Source organism: Flavobacterium davisii (assembly GCF_042182265.1).
GTDB lineage: Bacteria > Bacteroidota > Bacteroidia > Flavobacteriales > Flavobacteriaceae > Flavobacterium > Flavobacterium davisii.
Genome location: NZ_CP097869.1, coordinates 1819594 through 1842757 on the forward strand (window position 1 = coordinate 1819594; position 23164 = coordinate 1842757).

The 23164-nt window shown below is 29.7% G+C and carries 17 protein-coding genes; 1 reads left to right on the forward strand and 16 read right to left on the reverse strand.

Translation table 11 applies throughout. From position 1 onward, the window contains the following. Nucleotides 1-3: 3 nt before the first annotated feature. Genes NAB20_RS07520 through NAB20_RS07535 form a run of 4 tightly spaced genes read right to left on the reverse strand, consistent with a single transcriptional unit; the run spans nt 4 to nt 4561 of the window. The gene (locus NAB20_RS07520; RefSeq protein WP_235878361.1) at nt 4-918 is read right to left on the reverse strand and encodes a hypothetical protein; all 915 of its coding nucleotides are present in this window, start codon (nt 916-918) and stop codon (nt 4-6) included. Between the two features lie 40 nt (nt 919-958). Continuing rightward, nucleotides 959-1576, reverse strand: coding sequence for a hypothetical protein (locus NAB20_RS07525; protein ID WP_235878359.1), 618 nt, complete (start codon nt 1574-1576; stop codon nt 959-961). Then, nucleotides 1573-2001 (reverse strand): hypothetical protein, encoded by a 429-nt coding sequence (locus NAB20_RS07530; protein WP_375604892.1) that lies wholly within the window; start codon nt 1999-2001, stop codon nt 1573-1575. Before NAB20_RS07530 ends, NAB20_RS07525 begins: the two co-directional genes overlap by 4 nt. Then, nucleotides 1985-4561 (reverse strand): hypothetical protein, encoded by a 2577-nt coding sequence (locus tag NAB20_RS07535; protein ID WP_375604893.1) that lies wholly within the window; start codon nt 4559-4561, stop codon nt 1985-1987. Before NAB20_RS07535 ends, NAB20_RS07530 begins: the two co-directional genes overlap by 17 nt. A 901-nt stretch (nt 4562-5462) precedes the next feature. Here NAB20_RS07535 and murC point away from each other — a divergent pair. Then, the gene (gene murC / locus NAB20_RS07540) at nt 5463-6818 is read left to right on the forward strand and encodes a UDP-N-acetylmuramate--L-alanine ligase (protein ID WP_235878354.1); all 1356 of its coding nucleotides are present in this window, start codon (nt 5463-5465) and stop codon (nt 6816-6818) included. A 215-nt stretch (nt 6819-7033) separates the two neighbouring features. Here murC and NAB20_RS07545 read toward each other — a convergent pair whose 3' ends face one another. From NAB20_RS07545 to NAB20_RS07600, 12 genes are all read right to left on the reverse strand, one after another. Then, a complete protein-coding gene (locus NAB20_RS07545; RefSeq protein WP_375604894.1) occupies nt 7034-7501 on the reverse strand; it encodes a hypothetical protein in 468 nt (155 codons plus the stop codon). A gap of 461 nt (nt 7502-7962) precedes the next feature. Beyond that, on the reverse strand, nt 7963-9363 hold the full coding sequence (locus tag NAB20_RS07550) for an MATE family efflux transporter (protein WP_105195761.1): 1401 nt from the start codon (nt 9361-9363) through the stop codon (nt 7963-7965). Next, on the reverse strand, nt 9357-11168 hold the full coding sequence (locus NAB20_RS07555; protein WP_105195760.1) for an IucA/IucC family siderophore biosynthesis protein: 1812 nt from the start codon (nt 11166-11168) through the stop codon (nt 9357-9359). Before NAB20_RS07555 ends, NAB20_RS07550 begins: the two co-directional genes overlap by 7 nt. Before the next feature lie 206 nt (nt 11169-11374). Continuing rightward, complete coding sequence (locus tag NAB20_RS07560; RefSeq protein WP_105195759.1) at nt 11375-11971, reverse strand: GNAT family N-acetyltransferase; 597 nt, start codon at nt 11969-11971, stop codon at nt 11375-11377. 12 nt (nt 11972-11983) lie between these two features. After that, nucleotides 11984-14401 (reverse strand): GNAT family N-acetyltransferase, encoded by a 2418-nt coding sequence (locus tag NAB20_RS07565; protein WP_375604895.1) that lies wholly within the window; start codon nt 14399-14401, stop codon nt 11984-11986. Between the two features lie 11 nt (nt 14402-14412). Next, entirely contained in the window at nt 14413-15498 is a 1086-nt protein-coding gene (locus tag NAB20_RS07570; RefSeq protein ID WP_375604896.1) for a heparan-alpha-glucosaminide N-acetyltransferase domain-containing protein, read from the reverse strand. Next, a complete protein-coding gene (locus NAB20_RS07575) occupies nt 15498-16823 on the reverse strand; it encodes a lysine N(6)-hydroxylase/L-ornithine N(5)-oxygenase family protein (protein WP_088391904.1) in 1326 nt (441 codons plus the stop codon). Before NAB20_RS07575 ends, NAB20_RS07570 begins: the two co-directional genes overlap by 1 nt. 6 nt (nt 16824-16829) lie before the next feature. Next, nucleotides 16830-18368, reverse strand: coding sequence for an aspartate aminotransferase family protein (locus NAB20_RS07580; protein ID WP_105195755.1), 1539 nt, complete (start codon nt 18366-18368; stop codon nt 16830-16832). Nucleotides 18369-18782: 414 nt separating this feature from the next. After that, nucleotides 18783-19397, reverse strand: a complete 615-nt coding sequence (locus tag NAB20_RS07585) for a LuxR C-terminal-related transcriptional regulator (protein ID WP_088391908.1) — start codon at nt 19395-19397, stop codon at nt 18783-18785. A 35-nt stretch (nt 19398-19432) separates the two neighbouring features. Continuing rightward, entirely contained in the window at nt 19433-19738 is a 306-nt protein-coding gene (locus NAB20_RS07590; protein ID WP_146105902.1) for a DUF6686 family protein, read from the reverse strand. Nucleotides 19739-19782: 44 nt separating this feature from the next. Beyond that, on the reverse strand, nt 19783-20904 hold the full coding sequence (locus NAB20_RS07595) for a PepSY domain-containing protein (RefSeq protein WP_105195753.1): 1122 nt from the start codon (nt 20902-20904) through the stop codon (nt 19783-19785). Between the two features lie 60 nt (nt 20905-20964). Beyond that, nucleotides 20965-23070 (reverse strand): TonB-dependent siderophore receptor, encoded by a 2106-nt coding sequence (locus NAB20_RS07600; RefSeq protein WP_105195752.1) that lies wholly within the window; start codon nt 23068-23070, stop codon nt 20965-20967. Nucleotides 23071-23164 lie beyond the last annotated feature (94 nt).

The window sequence follows — 23164 nt, forward strand, 5'->3', positions numbered from 1 at the left end:
ATTTTATTTTGAATTTATTATTCCATTAGAATCAATTTTGTATTTTTTAAATAGAATTCTTTTTTCCAGTAAATTTTTATGTTTAAATAGTTCTATAGAATAATCTTTCTGGATAATGAAATCTAATAACATATTGTTTTCGTTAGAAGATATTTTTAAACTAGATATAATCTTATTATCTTTTATAGTTATTAAATCAATGGTTGATAAATCATCTGATTCGTCAAAATACAAAACAGTTGGCTGAATTTCTCCAATCTTTGTTAAATAACTATAGCTACTGGGAAGTTTATATTTATTTGTAGATAAAATGTTTGTCAAAATTTTATTAGTATTCAACATTTCAACTTGGAAATGTTCTTTACAATAAGTTTCTTCAGGTTCAAAAATACACTTCTTATAATAATCGGAGTAATCAAAAGGTAGAAGAGCTAATTTAGATGAGTTCTGATTATTGTTACTTTGTTCTATTTCACAATTCTTAAAAAAAGCATCATTTAAAAAAACATTATTGAATTTTACCTCTGTTGGATTTTCAGGATCTGAGGTTATGTTTTGTAATTTTTTATCATTTGGATATAATTCAAGCCAAGCAATGGTGCTTTCTACTATTTGTTTGTTTTTAGGGTCTTCAGAAATATCATTCTCAACATAAACTTGGATTTTAATTTTTTGACCATCGTTACTTTCTATCCTTGTAAAATAATTTTTATAATCTTTAATTAAATTGGTTGATGAAACAATGTCATAGATGAGCTGTCCACAATCCGAAACTACCTTTTGATTGTTTTGGTTTTTATGAACTAGTTTTGTTGAATCTCTTTGTGTTTTTTGATCTAAATCATCATTCAGATTCTCTCCTTTTTTACAGCTTATCGAAAATGTGAATAGCGCAATAAATAAAATCAGATTTTGCATTAGCATTTAGTTAATAAATGTTTGAATTAAAAATAAATTCCTACTTTGATTTTAAAAAAATTCCGCTAGAATCAATTTTATAGTTTGTTAATTCTGTTGCTGTGATTTTCTCATTATCAAGATTTTTTTTAGTTATGGTGATTTTGTAATTTTTATCAATTGAAAAATGGGTCAATTCTTTATAAGTTTCATCACCAGGTTCATACCATTCTCCTTCGACATAAAGCTTATCAAGAAGTTTGTTTTCAAAAATTGTAGCCATGTAGAATCTATAGTTAAAGTCTCCACAATCCATAGGTATTAATATAACTTTTTTATTTTCAAAATTTGGAAGTGCTATATAACGTAAATTTGGACTGTCACATAGTAATTCATCAATACCTTCTATTTTACATTCACAGGTTTCGTAATTAATTTTTCTTACATCAATTTTCTGATTGTACGGAAGTTCTAATTCAGATTTTTTAAAACACTCTTTGTTTTCATTTGGTGTTTCAATGGAATCTTTTTGAGTAGCTATTTTTGATGGTAATATTGAAACTGTATCGGCCGTAGGTATTATAGCTTCATTATTATTTGTTTCGTTCTTTTTACAATTTGATAAAAATATAAAAGAAATTAATGTTATTGTTTTAAAAGTTTGCTTTAGAAATTTCATTGTTGTGATTTTACAAAAGATAAATATTTTTCTTGACACTGAGTAAAATGAATATATTCGTTCATAGAATTTCCATAATTCTGTATTTGAATTTTATCGTCTTCATATAGTCCTTCTATTTTTCCAAATGTCAAATAAGTTGAACCTTCAATTGTTTGTTTCTTTACTTTTCCTTTTGAAATTATTTTATTTTTATCGTAAATTAAAAATGAATAAATCCCTGATTTTTTTTCAATTTTTATTTGAAATCTTGAATTTTCACAAGATTTCAAAATATATGTTCCTATAATTTCTTGCTTAATGGTTTTAGAAATAATAGTAAACCATTTTTTTTCAATTCGTTTTTCATCTTTAAAACTTGTCAAAGACAAGAAGATTACTAAAATTATTGAACTAAACACTAATTTTTTACTTAACTTTTTCATTGGCAATTTTTCTTTTGTTTTCCATATTTTCTCTTTTTTTCTTATTTACATTACCTTTCATTGAATTCCATGTAAGATAATCATCCGTTAATTCTAAAAATCTTTTATAGGATTCTTTGGATTCAGATGTATTTAATTTTGCGTATTTATAAACTGCGTCGTATGCATCCCATGATTTACTTTTTTTAATAGAATATGAATCATAATTTTCAAATTTAGTCTTTTCACAATTGATTGATTTTATCATCTCAATTAATTTAGGTTTTCTATCGTCTAAATACCCATTATAGCCACCATTAATTCTATATGTGATATAAATAATATCATCTTTATCAGCATAGTCATTCAAATCGATAGAAAGATTTTTACTCCAATACCAACCAGCTGAATCAACACAATATGGTAATTCTCCTAATTTCTTATTGTTTGGAGTAGTAGTAAAATTTTCACCTTTATAACTACCATAATTAGTATAATTCTTTCTACCTGTTATTTGTATTAAACCTCTTCCTTTGAATTTTATACCATCACCTTTTTCTGTATTTCCTAAATCTTCTCTTCCTTCATAAGCGCTACCTGAAGCAATTTCTTCTTGATAAACAAATTCTCCTGATTCATGGCGAACTTGTGCTAAGAAATGCAGTTTTCTTTTACAACTGTTAATATTATAATTTTGCAAAGTTGAATTAATTGATTCTAAAAATTTATCTGCATTTTTTTTACTTATACCCAGTGAAACAAGGTCTTCGGTAGTAAAGTCTCTACCACAAAAGCATCCTTCCTTTTTAGTTTCATTTTTAGGAGTTGCTGTTTCCAATGTTGCGATACAATTACAAGTATTTTGAAAACCAAGCTCTTTAGCTAACTGAACAATTCCTTTTCCATTAAAATCATTGAGCGTTTTTGCAAAATATTTATCTAAAAGATATTTTGTTGGAGTAAATTCTCTAACATCGTAATGAATCCATGTAGTTGCTCCTACTGATGTAGATTCTAAGTAGAAAATATCTTTTTCATTTTTCCAATCCCATTTTGCTCCCAAATATTTATTAAAAATATCGCTCCTTATTTTTTCAATATCAGAAACAATTCTAGTCCTAGCTCCATTTTTATTAAAATGTAAATCTAATGCTTTGCCCATATGATTAGTTGTAGGTTTTTTCAGATATTCTTCATGATTTCTACATCTATAACCTGAACTAATTTTATCGAAAGTATATTTACCCTCTTTCTCCAAATAAAAAAGTACAGATCTCAATGACCATAATAATGATCTATGAATACCAGGATATTCGTATCGATGATGAGCTTCTAAATTACCTTTTAAATATTTTTCTTTATTACTATTATCTCCAAAACCAGAGCATTTACCACATTTACACTTTAATGAAGAAAAATCAAAATTATATTTAACTTGAAATTGATCTATCGCTAACAATACATTACCACAAACCTTACCCGTCTCAGGAACTTTCATATAATCCCGTTGAAACTGTTTAATCATTTTTTCGGTGCGGTCTGTAAATTCATCAGTCGGGACATTTCCACCAAAACCCGCTAAACGAATATTAATTTCTCGTATGAGTTCACTTTTATCTCCTTTTTTAAGGCAATATCTTTCACCACAGCTTGTACCTGTAGTGGAAGCCTTCTCACTCTTCGTTTTCCCCACAATAGCGGGGCTTTTTCCCTCCGGGATTTCAATGGTGTGGGGTTTGTCTCTTAGGGCAGTTCCTTGAGTTTCTACCCAATCCCATATTTCACCTAAGGTTTCGGAAATAGGGGTTAATAAGCCACTTTCCTCTTTCTTGCTTTTCGGTTTTTCTTCAGCTGGAGAACCTTTGGCTTTTTTTATTCCCGTAGACTGAGAAGGAGGGGTATTTTCTGTAGGTAATGGATTTTGTATATCTACGTTTGCTGTTGTGTGCTTTTTATTTCTGTAATATTCTACTGTTACATAAAACTCTAGTTCTCGTATATCTGCTTCTCCTTGCATGGCTTTCTTCATCAAGGCTTTGGTTAGCATAAAGTCTACTACAACATTACCATATAGATCTACTTTTGCCTTCTTTGTATCAATGAGTTTGTTAGAGGCATTGTGTCCGCTGCCTTTTGCGTCGTCTTCCCATAAGGTAAATAAAATTTCTTTGTTAAACATATTTACACAATGCGCTTTGGCTCGTAGTTTTTCTGTAAAACTAAAAACACTTCCTTTACTATCGTCTACATAGGTTAGGTCTACTTTGCATATTTTGGGGATTCTGCTGGCTTTGGGGGTTATGATTAATCCGCCTCCTTCGGGTTGGTATAAATAGGCTTCTAATCGATAGGTTTCTCCTGCCGAAGATTCGCCAAAGGTAAAACTGCTGTCTCCTTTTTTCTTAACATGGGTGGTGGTAAATCTTCCATCGCTTCTTTTTTTGAATAGTTCCCAAGTAACGTTGGCTTTTTCTCTTTCGGATAAGGGGGTATTGGGGTACCATTCGGATATGTGGTAGGTCATTTTTTCGCCTACTGTGGGCGAGGTTACGCCTGATATTACAGATATCCCTTTTTTCATTATAAATCTGTTTTTTAGTTAGTTTTCAATGTTTAAAAATATTTTGTTAAACATTTGGTTGTTTTGTCAAATTTAAATATTCTTATCAATTTTTGTACTTTTTATTTATTATTATTTTGATATTTGTGTTATTGTGTAGAAAATCAATCTCATTTTAATTGATAAGGAATCGAAGAAAATAAAATAGTGGAGGCTTTTTTTATTCATAGAATAGGAACGAGGGCCCATCATATAAATAATGCGACACCTTCCTTTGTCGGAGTGACAAACTAGCGGGGATTGTTGAAGAATAAATAATTTGACGCCCTTGTCATCCCAACCCCATAAAGAGCGTAACACATAGTTTTTAAAATGTAATACTGATTATGCGTTAGAGATTAAAAAACACAGACATTAGTGAAGAGGTAATAGTGAAGAGGTAATAGTGAAGAGGTAATAGTGAAGAGGTAATAGTGAAGAGGTAATAGTGAAGAGGTAATAGTGGAGAGGCAATAGTGAAGAGGGAATAGTGAAGAGGGAATAGTGAAGAGGGAATAGTGAAGAGGGAATAGTGAAGAGGGAATAGTGAAGAGGGAATAGTGAAGAGGGAATAGTGAAGAAGCAATAAATGACAAAATTGTGAACTTTTAAGACAGCCTAATTTAATAAAAAAGTACGCTTCTTAGATTTAGAGTTCTTCTTTGTTTGGAATAAATTTCTACCACATAATTTGCGATTAAGAAGAAATCATAGATCAAGTTTTTATTTTTTTTAGATTTTTTTATAAAAAAGCAAGCCCTATTTTTCAAATATAATTTAACGATTCCTATTTCGAATGAAAAACTGATACCTTATATTTGAACAAAAATAGGTTAAGACTTATTAAAGTAGAGTTTTAAACCGTTAACCTTCATACTTGCAGATGAGAACACACTTTATAGCCATAGGTGGTGCAGCCATGCACAATTTAGCATTAGCTTTACATAATAAAGGATACCAAGTAACAGGTAGTGATGATGCTATTTTTGAACCCTCTAAATCACGATTAGAGGCCAAAGGATTATTACCCGTTGAATTAGGATGGTTTCCTGAAAAAATTACAGCAGATATACAGGCCGTTATTTTAGGAATGCATGCTAAAGCGGATAACCCAGAATTATTAAAAGCGCAAGAATTAGGATTGAAAATATATTCTTACCCAGAGTTTTTATATGAACAATCTAAAAATAAAACACGTGTTGTAATAGGAGGGAGCCATGGAAAAACTACCATTACCTCTATGATTTTACACGTAATGAATTATCATAATATTAAGGTAGATTATATGGTAGGAGCTCTTTTAGAAGGATTTGATACCATGGTGCATTTAACAGAAGAAAATGAATTTATCGTTTTAGAAGGAGATGAATATCTAACATCTCCTATTGATTTACGTCCAAAATTTCATTTATATAACCCTAATATTGCACTAATTTCAGGTATAGCTTGGGATCATATTAATGTATTTCCAACTTATGAAAATTATGTGAATCAATTTGATATTTTTATAAAAAAGATTACTAATGGAGGGATTTTAATCTATAATGAAAATGATTTAGAAGTAAAAGAAGTAGCTGAAAAGGCAGAAAATCCAATTCGTAAGATACCTTATTCTACTCCAGAATATACAGTAGAAAATGGTATAACTTTATTGAATACTCCAGAAGGTGAAATGCCTATAGAAATTTTTGGAGCCCATAATTTAAATAACTTAGCAGGAGCTAAATGGGTTTGTCAATGTATGGGAGTAGATGAAGTAGCGTTTTATGAGGCGATAGCCTCCTTTAAAGGAGCGTCTAAACGCTTAGAAAAAATAGCAGAATCCAAAGACAAAGTAGCTTATAAAGATTTTGCCCATTCACCAAGTAAAGTGTCAGCCACAACAAAAGCTGTAAAAGCACAATATCCTAACCGTAAATTAATAGCCTGTTTAGAATTACATACCTATAGTAGTTTGAATGCTGAATTCTTAAAACAGTACGAAGGCGCTTTAGATGCAGCCGATATAGCGGTTGTATTTTATTCACCAGATGCAGTAAAAATAAAAAAATTAGAAGAAGTAACGTATGATCAAATAGCACAGTCTTTTAAACGTGATGATTTGATTATTTATACCAATCCAATGGATTTTAAAAATTATTTATTTAGCCAGCAGCTTAATGATTCCGCTTTGCTTTTGATGAGTTCTGGAAACTATGGCGGATTAAACTTTGATGAGGTTAAAGGATTGATTCAGTAATAAATCACAAAATCAATCTTTTTAAGACATTATTTCAAAAATCAAAAAAAACATTTAGTTTATTCATTCCGATAAAAGGAGGAATTTCATAATTTGTATTGTGTGATTTCTCCTTCTGATCGAAAGGAGAGGGCATGCCTTTTAACTTAAAATATACTGGGTTAAAAAGAAAATTCAAAGTTTAAATGGTATTAAATCCTTGATGTTCTGTATTATTATATTTTATTGCTCCTAAGCATAAAAGTTCCATAGATTAGTTTTTTTGGTTCAACGAAGAACCTTTTTGGTTCAAAGAAGACTCTTTTTGGTTCAAAGAAGACTCTTTTTGGTTCAAAGAAGACCCTTTTTGGTTCAAAGAAGACCCTTTTTGGTTCAAAGAAGACTCTTTTTGGTTCAAAGAAGACTCTTTTTGGTTCAAAGAAGACCCTTTTTGGTTCAAAGAAGACCCTTTTTGGTTCAAAGAAGACTCTTTTTGGTTCAAAGAAGAACCTTTTTGGTTCAATGAAGACCCTTTTTGGTTCAAAGAAGAACCTTTTTGGTTCAATGAAGAACCTTTTTGGTTCAAATAAGGACCTTTTTGGTTCTATTTTTAGTCTCTTGTTTGTCACTACGTAAGGAGGTGTCACATAATCAATATCAAAAAAAAGAATCACAATTAGAAACATTTCATAAAATAATATCATTTAAACTTAAAATATGCTGGATTAAAAAAGGAAGTTCTCGATACGCTTTTTTTTATTTTAAAAAGAACTCGAACAGAGGGTTGAGTCTATAATTGAAATCACCGCTAGTTCGAGCGCGAAGCGCATCGAGAACGAACACTCATTTTTGTTGTTTTTGTAGAGGTACTATTTTTAAAAAGAAAATTCAAATTTTAAACCCAGATTCCACATTAGACTTGGTTGTGAAACAAAATTTTTCAATAAATTCAAGTGCTCACGGAAAATTTTAGAAGAAGAAATAATGAACTATTTTGATGATTAAAATTTGAGTACGTGCTTGAATTTGAAGAAAAATAAACTGGAATAGATTTACTTCGTCTATTCGCTACGCTCGGGTCTAATGCGTAATCTGGGTTAAATGGTATTAGGTCACTTTTCAGACGGTCGCTTTAATAAATAATAACGCAAGTTTCTTTTACAAATCAATCCTGTGTTGTTATGCTATTTGCTAAATTTTTCCACAAGGCACTATAAAGCAAGCAAAGTATTGTTTCGGTAATAGGAATCAATCCAATAACATAAAAATAATTACTTTTTTGTATATCAATTAGATAATACGCAAGCGGTATCTGAAAAATCCAAAATCCAATAAAATTAACGATTGTAGGGATTTTTGTATTACCTGCACCATTAAATAAATTATTTAAAATCATTGAAATTCCATAGGAGATATAACCTAAACTGATAATTTTCATAGATTCCTTTGCTTGTGCTATAGTTTGTATGTCATTAGTGAAAAATAAGCTAATACCTTCTGCAAAAAAAATATTGATTAGTGTAATTCCTAAGCAAAGTATAATAGTATATTTAAGTACAATTTTAGTTAACACTTTTACTCTTATACTATGTTGGGCTCCTAAATATTGACCTGTAAGAGTGGCAACAGCATTACTTAAACCCCAAATAGGGAGTATAAAAAACATCATAACTCTAACCGCTATCTGAAAACCTGCTGAGCCATATTCGCCACCACTTTTAGCAATTAATTGAGCTAAATAAATCCAACTTAAAGAGGCTAATACATATTGTAATATACCAGGTATAGCAATAGAAGTAATAGATCTTATGATAGGGTAGTGAAATTGTATACCGTTCTTTTGAAAACCTATAGATTTTCGGATTCTGAAAATAGAATATAATTGATAAAAAACGCCTATTGCTCTACCGCTGACTGTTGCCCAAGCTGCTCCCTCAATCCCCATAGCAGGAAAAATTCCCCAGCCATTTATGAGTAAAGGACATAATATGAGATTAAAACCATTTGCTATCCAAAGACTTTTCATAGCGAGTAAAGGATTACCTATACCTCGAAATATTCCATTAATTAAAAACAATAAGAGTATAAAAATACTATTGCTGAAGATAATTTTAGGATAACTTATACCATAAGCAATAGCCTTTTGAGAAACATTTAAAGAAGCAAAAATATCAATAGCATAAAAATAACCTAGTATACTAATTATTAAAGAAAGTAAGCAAGAGATGATTAATGCTTGCATGATAATTTTTCCTGTTTTTTCTATTTTTTTTTCACCAATAGAAATAGAAATTAGAGCAGTAACAGCTACGCTAAAACCTACCGCTATTGAATATATTATAGTGTTGATAGATTCTGTAAAACCTATAATTTGAATGGCTAAATGACTATCTGGCAAATGCCCTACGAAGTACAAATCTACCAAAGAAAAGACTGATTCAAGGATTAACTCTAAAATCATAGGGATAGCTAATAACCAGATTCCTTCTTTAAGTCCAATAGAATTAAAATCAACAATATCATGATGCTGAAGAAATTTTAATTTTGCTTTAATAGTTTTTACCATACAGGTTTATATTGATGAATGGGATTTTCTAATGTTCCTACAAATTGTAAACTAGAAGCTGGATCAGCTAGATCTAACATTTGCTTATTGTTTTTAAGTTGTAAACGATTTAAACAACAAGAGTCAAATGTTTTGCTAAATATGTCATGTTGTATAAAAGATTCCTTAAGTTGAGGATTTTGTAGCTGATATTCAGCAATAGAAGTTCCAACACTTTTCCAAAAATCATGCTCACTTAAAATATTATATTGATCTAAAATAGCCGATAGAAAGCGAAAGAAGTGTTGGAAAATGTCATTTTGAATACTCAATATTTTTAAATTGTCTGGTAAATTCATACGTATTCTTTCTGCTTTTTCTGGTAAGGAGATTGTATGATTAAAGAGCATGATTTCTTCTGTAATGTCTTTTATTAAAACACGTTCAATAATATGGTCTTTTATTACTAGAATAAGATTTTCTCCATGTGGCATAAATACTAGTTCATGGGTATAAAAACAGTGAATGAGAGGAATTAAATAGGCTTGTAGATATTGATCAATCCATTGTTTTGAATTGATTTTAGAGGATTCAATAAGATGTTTAATAAAAGGTTGGCCTTCATAGTCTAAATGAAGTAATGCAGCCATGGTAAAACAATCTTCATCTTTTTGAAGTTTTGTAGCAGGGCTTTCTCTCCAAAGCGTAGCTAACATTTTGTTATGTGGAATGGTTTTGCCAAGATTTTCCCATAAAATATTACGATATCCTAAAGTGGCTACTTCTCCTAAAACGGTAAAACCTTTGGATTGTAAAAAAGGATCTGTTTGTACAAGATTTTCTAACCAAGTAGTAATAACGGGAGTACTTTCCATGTAATAAGGAGAAAGACCTCGCATAAATCCCATGTTAATTACAGATAAAGCCGTTTTTGTAAAATGTTTGCTTGTATTAGAAAGATTATAAAAAGTACGTATAGATTGTTGAGCCGAGTGTTTGTCAGGGGCAAATCCTAAAGGAATTAATTTTTTTTGGGCAATATCATGAGTAAAAATCAAGGTCAGTTTATTATCCCATTGCCATGGATGTACAGGAAACCAAAGGTATTCGTTAGGATCTACTTTTTCGGTTTCTAGTACTTTTTGAAATATAATTTGAGTTTCGTTATCTAATTCCGTTTTGATTAATAAGTCATAACTGAGAGAATCAATACAAGAAAATTGAGCACTACTTTTATGACCTGCCACCCATAATAATTGAATAGGACTATTGGCTTCTGGTGAAAATAAAATAAAATCAAGACTACTAAAACCATTTTTTCCGCTATTTGCTAAAAAGCAAGGATGTCCTTCGGTAACACTGTGTTCAATAGTTTGATAATCTGTATGAGGAAGTTCATTTGCGCTGAATTTTTCCTTTGAAATTTTATAAGTAGTGCTATAAAGAGTCGCATTAATTTCTTCTAGATAGGTAGGAAGTAAATCAGTTGGAATTTCAAGGAGGTCTTTAAATTCAAGAATAAAGCTAATGAGACATAGAGGAATTGTATTACCGTTAGTATCTTCTTTTATAATACTTTCATAAGGAATATGCCAGTTATTAAGAGCTTTTATATGCGCAGGAAAGGTATACGTGTACTGTTTATCTATTGTATTTAGTTGGTATTTATTTATTTTTTCATTATAAATTGGGCTAATAAGTGTTTCATGTGAAAATTCTGAAATAGCTTTTCGGGTAAGAAGTCTGTTAGCTTTTTCCCAATGGGCTAATTTTAGATGTTTTATATTTTCTGCAAGAATAGGAGCAGTAGATGTTTTTGTATCCATAAAATAGTATTTTACAAAGAGCTGTATTAAAAAGTTAAAAATGGAAGGTTAGTATTGAAAGGGGACGAAAAGAAGGGGGATCTGGTTATTTCGACTACTGGAAGAAATTACATAATATTAATAATGTAACTTCTCCAATCGTCGAACGGCTAAACTAGACGTTCATTTACGGTTTATCAGACAGCCTTATTTTAGAAAATCGAATGTTAGTTACTGTTCATAATGGCATGGTAGTACTGCTGTCTTGTGCAAAATTCTAATCGTGCTTTTTTATGTGGTAAGTCAATGAATTTTTGAAAAACAAACCCTGCTTTTTCGTTTAAAATATGTATTTTTTCATTTTTTGCATCAGGTTCTACCACTACACGATTAATGGTTGAATTGCTAAAAATAAAGTCTAATATAAATTTGAAAATTTGCCAAGTAAAACCATTTATTTTTTTGTCTGGAGGGGCAACCAAAATATGCATGCCTATATCTCCTTTTTTTACTTCATAATGTTCTTTAATGATATCTTCTTGAGGATCATAGCATTCTAATAAAAAAGCTATTTTTCCTTGAAATAAACCAATATAGATATGAGTGTTTTCTACTAGTTTTTGATAAATGGTTTTTACTTCATTGTATTGTAAACCCATCATACCCCAATAGATAGCATATTCTTTTTGAACCCATTGATAAATTATAGGTAAATCTTGGGTTAGGTTAAATTTTCTCAGTTCAAAAAAACCTATAGACTCTATTTTTTTACTAAAACAGATTTGGTTTTCTATATTTTGATTGGATTGCTGTGTACTGTTCATACTTTCTTAGATTTAAGCTATTACTTTTTTGTACGGAGCAATAGGGTTAGAAATTTTACCTTGGAATTGTAATAAAGCAACGGGATCATCTAGATCTATCATAGTTTTATTATTGTTTAGTTGTAATCTGTTTAAACAAGACAATTCAAAATCAGCAGTAAATAAATCATATTTTTCAAATTTTGTTTCTAAGTGAGGTTGTGTTTGTTGGTATTCTTGAATACTTTCGGCTACTAACTCCCAAAAGCGATTTTCGTCGTACTGTATTTGAGATACTAAAATGGCTGACATAAAACGGAAGAAACCATCAAAAATATCGATAAAGATCGAAAGTAGTTTTACGTCTTCTGGTACTTCTGCATACATTCTTTCTAAATTTGTAGGGAGCTTAATTTCTGGATTCAGAATAACGGCTTCTTCTGTAATATCTTTCATAAATGAACGTACAGGAACGTGATCTTTTAATCCTAAAATTAAGTTTTCGCCATGTGGCATAAACACTAAATCATATTCATAAAAACAATGAAGAAGAGGGGTGAGATAAATGGAGAAATAAGATTTTAACCATTTGTCGGTGGTCATTTTTGATGCTTTAATCATTTCGGTTAAAAAAGCATTTCCTTCTTTATCTATGTGTAATAATGCCGCCATAGTCATTAATTGTTCTCCTTTTTGAAGGTACTTTACAGGGCTTTCACGCCATAGTGAGGCAATCATTTTGTTGTATGGATTATGTTTTCCATAGCTCTCAAAATAAGGATTAATGTAACTAATAGATGCTACTTCGCCAAGCATACCAAATCGAACTTGTTGTAGATAATGGTCTTTTTTTAGTAAATCTTCTAGCCATTTTGCCATTTCAGGGGCACTACCTAAATAATACACAGGAAGTCCTCGCATGAATCCCATGTTTAAAATAGATAAAGAGGTTTTTGTATATAATTTTTTGGGATGGCTTATATTAAAAAGAGTTCGAATAGATTGTTGAGCTTGATGATAGTCTGTTCCATAACCTAAACAGATTAGATTTCCTTGAGCTATTTCGGGAGAAAAAATAATAGCAAGTTTATTAAACCATTGCCAAGGATGGGTTGGCATAAAGAAATAATCAGAAGGATTTTTTCCTTGTTCTTTGATCATGATGTTGAATATTTCAATGGTTTCATCTCCCAATTCCTGACGAATTAGAGTGTCATAATCGAGTTCTTGTGTGCCTGCATAAACTGTTCGGTCTTTTTTACCTGCTAACCATACGAGTTGAAAAGGATTTCCTGTTTCAGGAGTATAAGTCTTATAATCGGTACTATTGAATCCTATTCTTCCATTATTAGCAACAAAACCGGGGTGACCTTCATTCATAGATTGTTCAATGGTTTGGAAATCAGCGTATACTAGTTGATGTGAATTTAAATTATCTTTCTTTAATTTAAACATACTGCTTTGTAACGTACTAATTATTTCTTCTATATAGGAAGGAAATAATTCATCGGATATCCCTATGGTGTTCTTGTACTCATTGAAAAATAAAACAGCGTCTATTTTTTCTTCGGGATTGTAGTTTTTAATGATAGAATTTTCATTAATTAACCAGTGGTTAAGTGCTAGCTTTTTTGCTTTAAAGGAATATGATACTTCACTATTGTCACTAATGATTTGATAAATGTCTTCTTCGTTTTCTTTACTAATAAGAGTAGGAGTAAAGATGCTTTCGTGGGAAAACTCACTAATAGCTTTTTTTACCAATAATTTATTAGCCAGTCCCCAAGTATCTTCGTTTATATGGCTAGTGGCTATTTCAGGATTTTTTATTTGCGAAAATACTTCGGATAAATTTAATGTAATAGTGTTTTCTGAATCTATTTTTTTAATAAATTGTCTTCTTGTACAAAAAGATAAACGAGCCGTTTTGTGAGGTAATTCTACTATTTTGTCATCTTTGAAACCAATTCGATGGCATATTTTAAACATTTTTTCGTTTCGAATATCGGGTTCTACTACGATTCTTTCAATAGTAAGATCTGAAAAAACAAATTTCATTATTGAGGTAAAGATATTCCAAGTAAATTGATGAATAGGATTGTTTGTAGGAGCTACAATTACATGAATACCGCAATCATGATCTTTTACTTTATAATAATCAGAAATGGGATCATTTTTTGGATTGTATTTTTCTAAAAGAAAGGAAATTTCGCCATTTACTTGTCCTAAAAAAACCTCAGAATGTTGTATGATTTTTTCATATTCGTTTTTTATTTCATTACAACTTTTACCTATCATGCCCCAATATTGCGCATACTCCCTGTTTACCCAATCGTGGATAATAGGAATATGAGTTTGGATATTGAGAGGTATAAAATCGATGGTTCCTAATCCTTTTATTAAGGTAGAAAAGACAATTTCTGATGCTATATTGGTGCTGTTTTTTTTCATTTTTTAAGTGTTTATAGATTATTTTCAAATGAAATAATTCTTAGTAATTTTAATTTTCTATATAGAATATTTGTTATAAGGGTTAGTACTGTAAACAAAACTATTAATGCTAAAACACTCCACTGATGCAAGCTCCAAAATCCGAAAACATACATACCCCAGTTAATTAAGGTCCATTGAATAAAATAAATACTAGTAGTATTTTTACTTAGATAGATTATAATATTAAAAAAAGGGGAGTTAGGATTAAAGAGTTTAACTAATTGATTTGCTATCCAAAAGCAGAGCATCATAATTCCTAGTAGAATAATACTTCCTCCAGGACCTAAATGATAATAATCACCAAAATGATATTTATAATTTGTAAGAACAAGTGAAAGACCTAGTACAATTAGTCCCAAACTCTGTAATGCCAAGTTCTTAAAGAAGATTTGAGTATCATTATTGATTTCTTTTAATTGTTTACCCAAAAAGACCCCCATAAAAATAAAGGCACTCCAAGGGAATACGGGAAAATAAACATTGTACTGATTACTAAAGAATAAATGGCATATATATTCTAATCCTATGATGTTTGTTTTAAACCCACTTAGCTCCTTAGATAGGATCATAATAGAGAGTCCTAAAAGAAAGTATAGCCATTTATTATTTGATATTTGATTTATAAAAGCTATTAATAACAAACTTATTCCTGCCAATTGCAAGATGTCTCCAAGGCCTAAAAAAAATAGTGAAGTTTCAAGGGATTGTGTTTTTAAATGATAAGCATTTAAAAAACGATAAGGTAATCCACCGAATATAAATTCGGGGATTATGAATTTTACAAAATTTAATGAATATCCTATAAATAATAGATAGAAGGCTCTTTTAATGATGGTATAAAAGGATTGTCTTCTGGAAAATGTAAATGATATTCCCATAGCAATAAGGTACATAGCAGCTCCACGTCCTAGCCAAATAATAATTTGACCTATCGTTGTTTCTGTTTGAGTTTCGAGTGTTCCGTATATGAGCATGGTATGCACAATAATTAAAAAGAAAACACTTATACCTCTAGTAAAATCTATTGCAGCAATTCTATTGTTTGTCAATCCCATTATGCTTTTAGGTTTGATTTTTGTTTTTCCGTTTCGGTAATACCAAATTGTTGGAAAGCAATTTGTTTTTCAATAGGATAAATTTCTTTACCTACCATTTCTTTAATGATATAAGAGTTTCTATAACAAGCCATTCCTAAGTCAGGAGTTACAAAACCATGTGTGTGTAGCTCTGCATTTTGAACAAAAATTTCAGAACTTTCTATATCAATTGTATAGTTGCGATTCGTTGCATAACGCCCTTTCTTATCCCAGTTAATTCGGTGGTTAATGTCTTGGATAAAAGAAGGAATTGTGCTAGAATATCCAGTTGCTAGTACTAAAGCCTCAGTAGTATGTTTAAAGTGTTCGTCTTGTTCAACGTGATGTAGTTCTAATTCAAAATTTTGAGTAATTTCATTATATGTTGAATTAATGCAAGCGGCATTTGTTCTTAAATTTACATCAATAGGATGAAGGACTTTTTTGTAATATATAGTATCAAAAATGCTACCTATTAAATCTTTGTTGATTCCTTTGTATAATTCTTTTTGATTATGAATTAAATGATCTCGTTTGGCTTCTGGTAAATTATAAAAATAATCAACATACTCAGGAGAGGTCATTTCAAGCGTTAATTTACTGTAATCCATCGGGAAAAAACGAGGAGAACGTGTAATCCAGTTAAGTTGATAGCCATGAATGTCTATTTCCTGCAATAGGTCATTAAAAACTTCTGCTGCGCTCTGACCGCTTCCTAAAACAGTTATAGATTTTTTGGATTGAAGTTGTTCTTTATTAGTTAAGTATTCTGAAGAGTGAATGGCCTTGTTTTTGAGTGAATTACATGATTTAGGAATATAAGGAGTCGTTCCTGTACCTAAAACAAGTTTGCGACAAGCGTAAACATTTACTTTTTTACTTTTTGTATCTTGTACGGTAACTAAATAAATCTTTTCTTGTTCATTATAATCTATTGTTGTAACCTCTTTGCCAAAATGAACATTAGAGAGTTTACTTATAGCCCATTGGCAGTATTGATTGTATTCATTACGTAGTAGTAAGAAATTTTCACGAATGTAGAAAGAATAAATTTTTCCTTTTTCTTTAATATAGTTTAAAAAACTAAAAGAGCTTGTAGGGTCAGCTAGTGTAACTAAATCAGCTAGAAAAGGAATTTGTAAAGTAGTGTCCTGTAATAACATACCTGGATGCCAATCAAATGTGTCATTCTTATCAAAAAACAAACCATTTAATTCTTTAATAGGATTAGTTAAACAAGCTAATCCAAGATTAAATGGACCTACTCCAATTGCAATGAAGTCATATATCTTATTATTTTCCATAAAGTTTTAATTTTTAATTGAATATTGTTGACCGTGATAGATGATTAAATCAATTATTTCATCAATGTCATTTGTAGTTGTTAAAGGATTTAAAAGCGTGAATTTTAAGAAAACCTTTTCGTTTACTTTTGTGCTTGTTATGATAGCCTTACCTTCATTAAAAATGGCTTTTCTTATATAAGAGTTTAGATTACAATAAGAATTGTATTTGTCTTCAAAAGGAGTATATCTAAAAACAATTGCGCTAATTTCGGGTTGATGAATGATTTCAAAATCATTTCTGTTTTTTAATATATGAGCTGTATAAAGCGCATTTTCGATAGAAGTTTCTAAGTAAGAACTTAATCCTTTTACCCCTATACAACGAAGAGTAAACCATAGTTTAAGGGCATCAAATCGTCTGGTTGTTTGGATTGATTTTTTTACCATATTGGGAATACCTTCATCTTCTTGTTCTTTAGAATTTAGATAGTCAGCATGGTATTTTATATAATCAACAAATGATTTGTCTCGCATAAAAAAACCACTAGAACTCACTGGTTGATAAAAGGTTTTATGATAATCTATCGTAACAGAATCAGAAAATTCAATTCCTTTTAATTTGTTTTTATGAATATCACTTATTAGTAAACCACCTCCATAAGCTGCATCCACATGAAACCAAATATCGTTTTCTTTGGCTATAGCAGCTATTTCTACTAATGGATCTATAGAGCCAAAATCAGTGGTGCCTGCTGTTCCAACAATAGCTATAGGAATATCACCATTAGCTTTTAATTGAGCTATTTTGTTTTTGAGTTCGTTGATATTCATTTTAAAATTTTTATCAACAGGAACTTGAATTACAGCATTTTGGCCTAATCCTAATAAACTAAGATTCTTTTTTAAACTAAAATGACTTACTTCAGAGCAAAGTACCTTAAATTTTGAGGCTTCTGCTGGTAAACCTTCCATAACAGGATTTATATTATATCTTGTTTTGATATAATGATCTCTAGCTAATAAAAGGCCCATTAAATTGGATTGAGTACCTCCACTTGTAAAAATACCTTCCCCATTTTTAGGATAATTTAATAGTTGAAGCGTCCATTCAATTAGTTTTAATTCAATGTAAGTACCTCCTGTACTTTGATCCCAAGTATCCATAGAAGAATTTAAAGAAGAAATGAAGGCTTCAGCTACAAGGGTAGGAGTAAGGATCGGACAGTTTAGATGTGCAACATATTTTGGATGATGAAAAAGAATACAGTCATCAAGGTATATTTTTTGAATTTCGTTTAATACCTCTTTTAAAGGTAAACCATTTTCGTTATCATATAGATCTATTTGACTTATTAAATGATGTAATGACGAAATGCTTTTTCCTGTATAAGGAGTTGTTCTTTTTTCATTATTCTTAATAATTTGTTTTATAGCCCTTTTCATGCTTTTTTTGTAAAGGCTTAAGTTCTTTTTTTTATCAGAAAATATATGTATGTCATTGTTTAACAAGTGTTTATTTTCTTCTTTAGGTTTAGTTTTGATAGTTGAAACCACTTCGCTCATGATTTATTTAGATTAAATAAAAATTACAAGACAAAGTAATACTTACAAATTGGATTAATCAATACCATAAATAGGGGCTTTTTTTTAATATTATAATGGTATTGAAATACCTTATATTGGGTATTTTTAAACTTTATGATTTAAACCATATTATGCGATAGAAATTGATCATAAATATAAAAGACTTTGAATTTTAAAAAATACATCATTTTTTGTCTTTAATTAGGTTGTTTTAAAAGATCACAATTTTTCATTTCTACTAAAAAAGCGAGTTTAGAACGAAATAAGTAAGAGCAAAAAATAGATAAGGTTGATCATTTGTTTTCTCTTTTAGATATTGTTTTTATTATAAATGACTAAAGCCCTCTTATTTATATTAAGAAGGCTTTAGTTAAAAATAGATAGTTCTATTTTTTAGTTATTTGTAATATTGTTTTTTAGGCTATATAAAATTAGATCAGTAGTGGTGTTAACGCCTACTTTCTTCATGATATTTTTTCTATGTGTGCGAAAAGTATGAATACTGATACAAAGGTCATTTGAAATTTGTTCATTACTCTTACCTTCCGTAAGCATTTTTAAAATGCAACGTTCTTGTTTCGTTAAATTGAAATCAATTTGTTTGAAAATACTTTTTGAAGGGAAAAAGAATTCATTTTTGTCAATATAATGAAATAATTCAATGATTTGAGATTCAGAACAATCTTTACTAATAATAGAATCAATAAAGGTTAGAATCTTGGACTCTAGTCCTAAATTATTTCTAATATAAGTTTCGTTAGATGTTATGATAATGAGTTTTAGGATTTTATTTTCTTTTTTTAGATTAATAATTTGATTCAGTAAATCTTCATTAAAATTAGTAGGATCAAAAAAAAGGTAGTTTATTGTTGTTTTTTGTAATAAGTTTTCTAGTTGATAAAAAGTATCTAGTTCATAATTTTTAGATTTAATTAATAATTTGAGCATAAAAGAATTCAATGCCTTTCTGAATAGTGTTGGAGAATCTAGTATAGCGGTTGTTTTCAAACATTAAAGAAGTTTATAGTCTGTTTATAAAATACTTAATTCCAATTGATAGATAAAATTTGATTTTCAACTATTTTAAAAATTTGATTTTTATTCGGTTTTGTTAAAATTTGTAATTCAAATAATTCTACTCTATTGATCATAATAATAAAATTATCTTGAAGTGTTGGAATAGGAATCTTTTTTTCGTACACGGAATATTCATATTCTTTTTCCCAATATACGGGGTTCATTCTTCTTAAATATTTATAAAAAGCATTTAATTCTTCAGTAGACATGCTAAAGTTTAAATTGTTAAAAGTTAGTTGATATTTTTGGCAACCTCTTAAAAAGATAAGCATACCATTGTTTGTTTTGTTAACGATTGAATAGTTGCAACACATAATTATTTGTTTTTACGTCCCCACCAAATTAATATACCAGTAATAGGTAATGATGCTATTAAAAGACTTATTAAAAAAGCAAAAATTTTCCCTGCTAATCCAGCAATAGCACCTGTATGTATATCATAATTCATACGTAGGAGTTTATCTGCATTATCAGCATCTTTAAATTGACTCCATAAATGGTCAACTTTTTTTTCTTCCAGAGTATACTGATCAAAATAGCGATAATCTGTTTTCCAAAGAGTATAGTCGTCTGGATTTGAATTACAAGCTATAGAAGTACTGTCATTTGTTGGAGGATGAATTTCAATTGATTTAGCTTTTGGATACTCTGATTTCATAATGAACCAAGCGTTGTCTATAGGAAACAAATTGTTTTTAGTCTTAATCTTTTTATAAGAAGATAAAGGTTCTTGATAAATCATTGATTTTTCTCCTCCAACTGCTTTGTAGTACAAATAGCCAAGCAAAGGAAATCCCCAAACTAATCCTGTAATAATAAAAATTAAGGCAAATAGAGAAGTATAGAGACCTATTATATTGTGTAAATCAAAATTTTTTCTTTTCCATTTTATTCCTTCTTTCCATTGAAACCATATCCTTTTTTTTATTTCTTTACTTCTTTTAGGTAACCAAAGTACAAGGCCTGTGATAATCATAAATAAGAATACTAACGTGGCTGTTGCAACTACAATTTGACCAATAGAATGTGGCAACCATAAATACATGTGACCTTCAAATATGAAATGGAAAAAACCAGTATTAAGATCACTTATTTTAATGATTTTACCGCTATAAGGATTTAAATATAAGGTAATATGATAGTTAGGAGCGTTTTTATAGAATATGATTTCAACCGCTTTATCATTTCCATTATATTTTATAGCATGTAATTCTTTATTAGGAAATTTTTTTTTAGCTATATTTTTTAGTACGGTAGGTACTAGCAGTGGTTTGTTTTGTGTTTTAATTACAGGATGTTCTTGATTCCATGTTTGAATTTCTTCTTTAAATGTATATAGAGCACCTGTAATGGCTACTATGAAAACAATGAGACCTGAGGTTAACCCCAGCCAAAGATGTATTTTTCGCGCTTTTTGTTTAATGTCTTTTATTTTCATTTTATTTAATAAAGCTTTAAGAAACTTATGTTGATAAATTTCTTAAAGCTTTTGAAAATTTTAAAATTTATAGGTTAGCATAGTTCTCCAGTTTCTACCTGGTTCACTTTGCCAGTAAGCAACAGTTCCAGCTATTCCTCCAGAATAAAGATATTTATTTAATAAATTATTTACATTTAATGCTAAATTTAATCCTTTATATCTCCAATTAATGCCAGCATCTAATCTTAAATAATCAGGTAATATAGTTTTGTTGTCTACTCCCCAATTAGATGTAGAACGGTCTATCAAATATTGATATCCTAACATAGTTCCAAAACCTTTTAAAAAAGAATCCTCTTTAAAATTGTAGTTAATCCAACCATTGGTTGTATGTTTAGAATGGCCTTCAATTCTTTTACCAATATTTAATGGATTTATGTCTTCAATTGTTTTTACTTCTGTGAAGGCATAATTTAAAACAATATTTAACTCAGGTGATAATTGACCTTGAATGTCAAATTCTACCCCTTCTGATCGTACTTTACCCAATTGTAATTTGTTAAGAATATCATTAGGGTCAGCTACTAATACATTCTTTTTTGTAATTTGATAAACAGATAATGTTGTTTTTAATTTGTCTCTTAAAAAAGATTTTTTTAATCCTGTTTCAATATTATTAGCATATTCTGGATCAAATAATTTGCCTTCTTTATTTGTACCGTAATTAGGTATAATTGAATTGTCATATTGGGAATATATGCTAAAGTTTTTAGTAATATCAAAACTTATTCCGACCCTTGGACTTATTCTTTTTATGGTAACACTATTTTTATAATCATCATTGGTTTTTCCATTAAAATAACGTCCTGCCAGAGTTACTCTAAGGCGATCCTTTAGAAACCATATTTCATCTTGTGCATAGATAGAAGTATATTCAGTTCCACTACCAATATTTGTTAATCCCGACTCTCTGTTAAATACAGGATAGACTGCTTTGCCATAAACAGGTTGAAAAAGATTGAAAGGAATTACATCATAAGTAGCGGTATGGGACCAGTCGTATTTACTGTTGAGTTTTTTATAATCAATACCTGTTAATAATTTATGAGTTGTGCCTAAAAAAGATATTTCCCCATTTATATATACCTGAGCTAATTCATTTAATGCTTTTGTATCAAAATTATTAAGCATTCTTTGAGTATATCCTGAAGGATGTATGCCATAAACCCAATTTGTATATCCCAATTGGTTATATTGCATAATCATATATTGAGTATTGATAGACCATTTACTACTAAAGTTATGGTTAAAATCTACAAATAAATTAACTTCTTCTATATCAGAGCTAGGGTAGTTTTGATCTATATGAGAAATGTCCCTGTCTAAACTACCTAATCCCTTTTCTACGGGAGCAAATACGTATGATGCACTTAACATTTGTTTTGCTTTTTGATAAGTGAATTCTGTTGTCAAGGACGTATTATCATTAAATTCATATTTAAGAGAAGGAACAATACTGTATCTTGAATTGTTTTCAAATTGCCTATTAGTTTCTGAAAATTGATACATAGCATTAAAACGATATTGTAGTTTGCCATTTTCGGTTAATGCTCCGCCAGAATCTAAATTTCCTCTGTAAAAATTAAAACTTCCACCTGAAAAACCTATTTCATTGATTGATCTTTTAGTTGGCTTTTTAGTTACTACATTATAAATACCACTTGGAGCTCCTGCTGAAGTCATAAATCCAGATGGTCCTTTTACAAATTCAATGTTTTCTACCATTGATAAGTCGGTTGCCAACGGACCATATCCGATATCTATGTTCATACCATTTCTAAATGAAGGAAGTTTAAATCCTCTCATGTTGATATTAGCGTAATTACCAAAATGTTCGTTCATTTGAGCTCCGCTTATGTTACGTGTTACATTTTCCATCATCGTGGTAATGTTTTGACTTTTTAAGAGTTCATTTGTTACGATTTGAATATTTTGAGGGATTTTAGCAATTTCTGTTTTCAATCTTAAACTACTTGAAACCTTATTAGAGGCAAATTTGTTTGCAGTTCCAGATACCGAAATTTCTTTTAAACTATTAATAGAATCTCTTTTGATTCTCTTTTTTTGTCCGTATAGATGTATAGACATCGTGGTTAATAGAATAATAAAAATAGACTTATTCATATTTATTTAGATTTATTAAAAATAATGACAAAGTAATCTATAAAAAGTTTGATAACCAAATTTATTTAGAATAAATAAAAATAAATATTTTTTG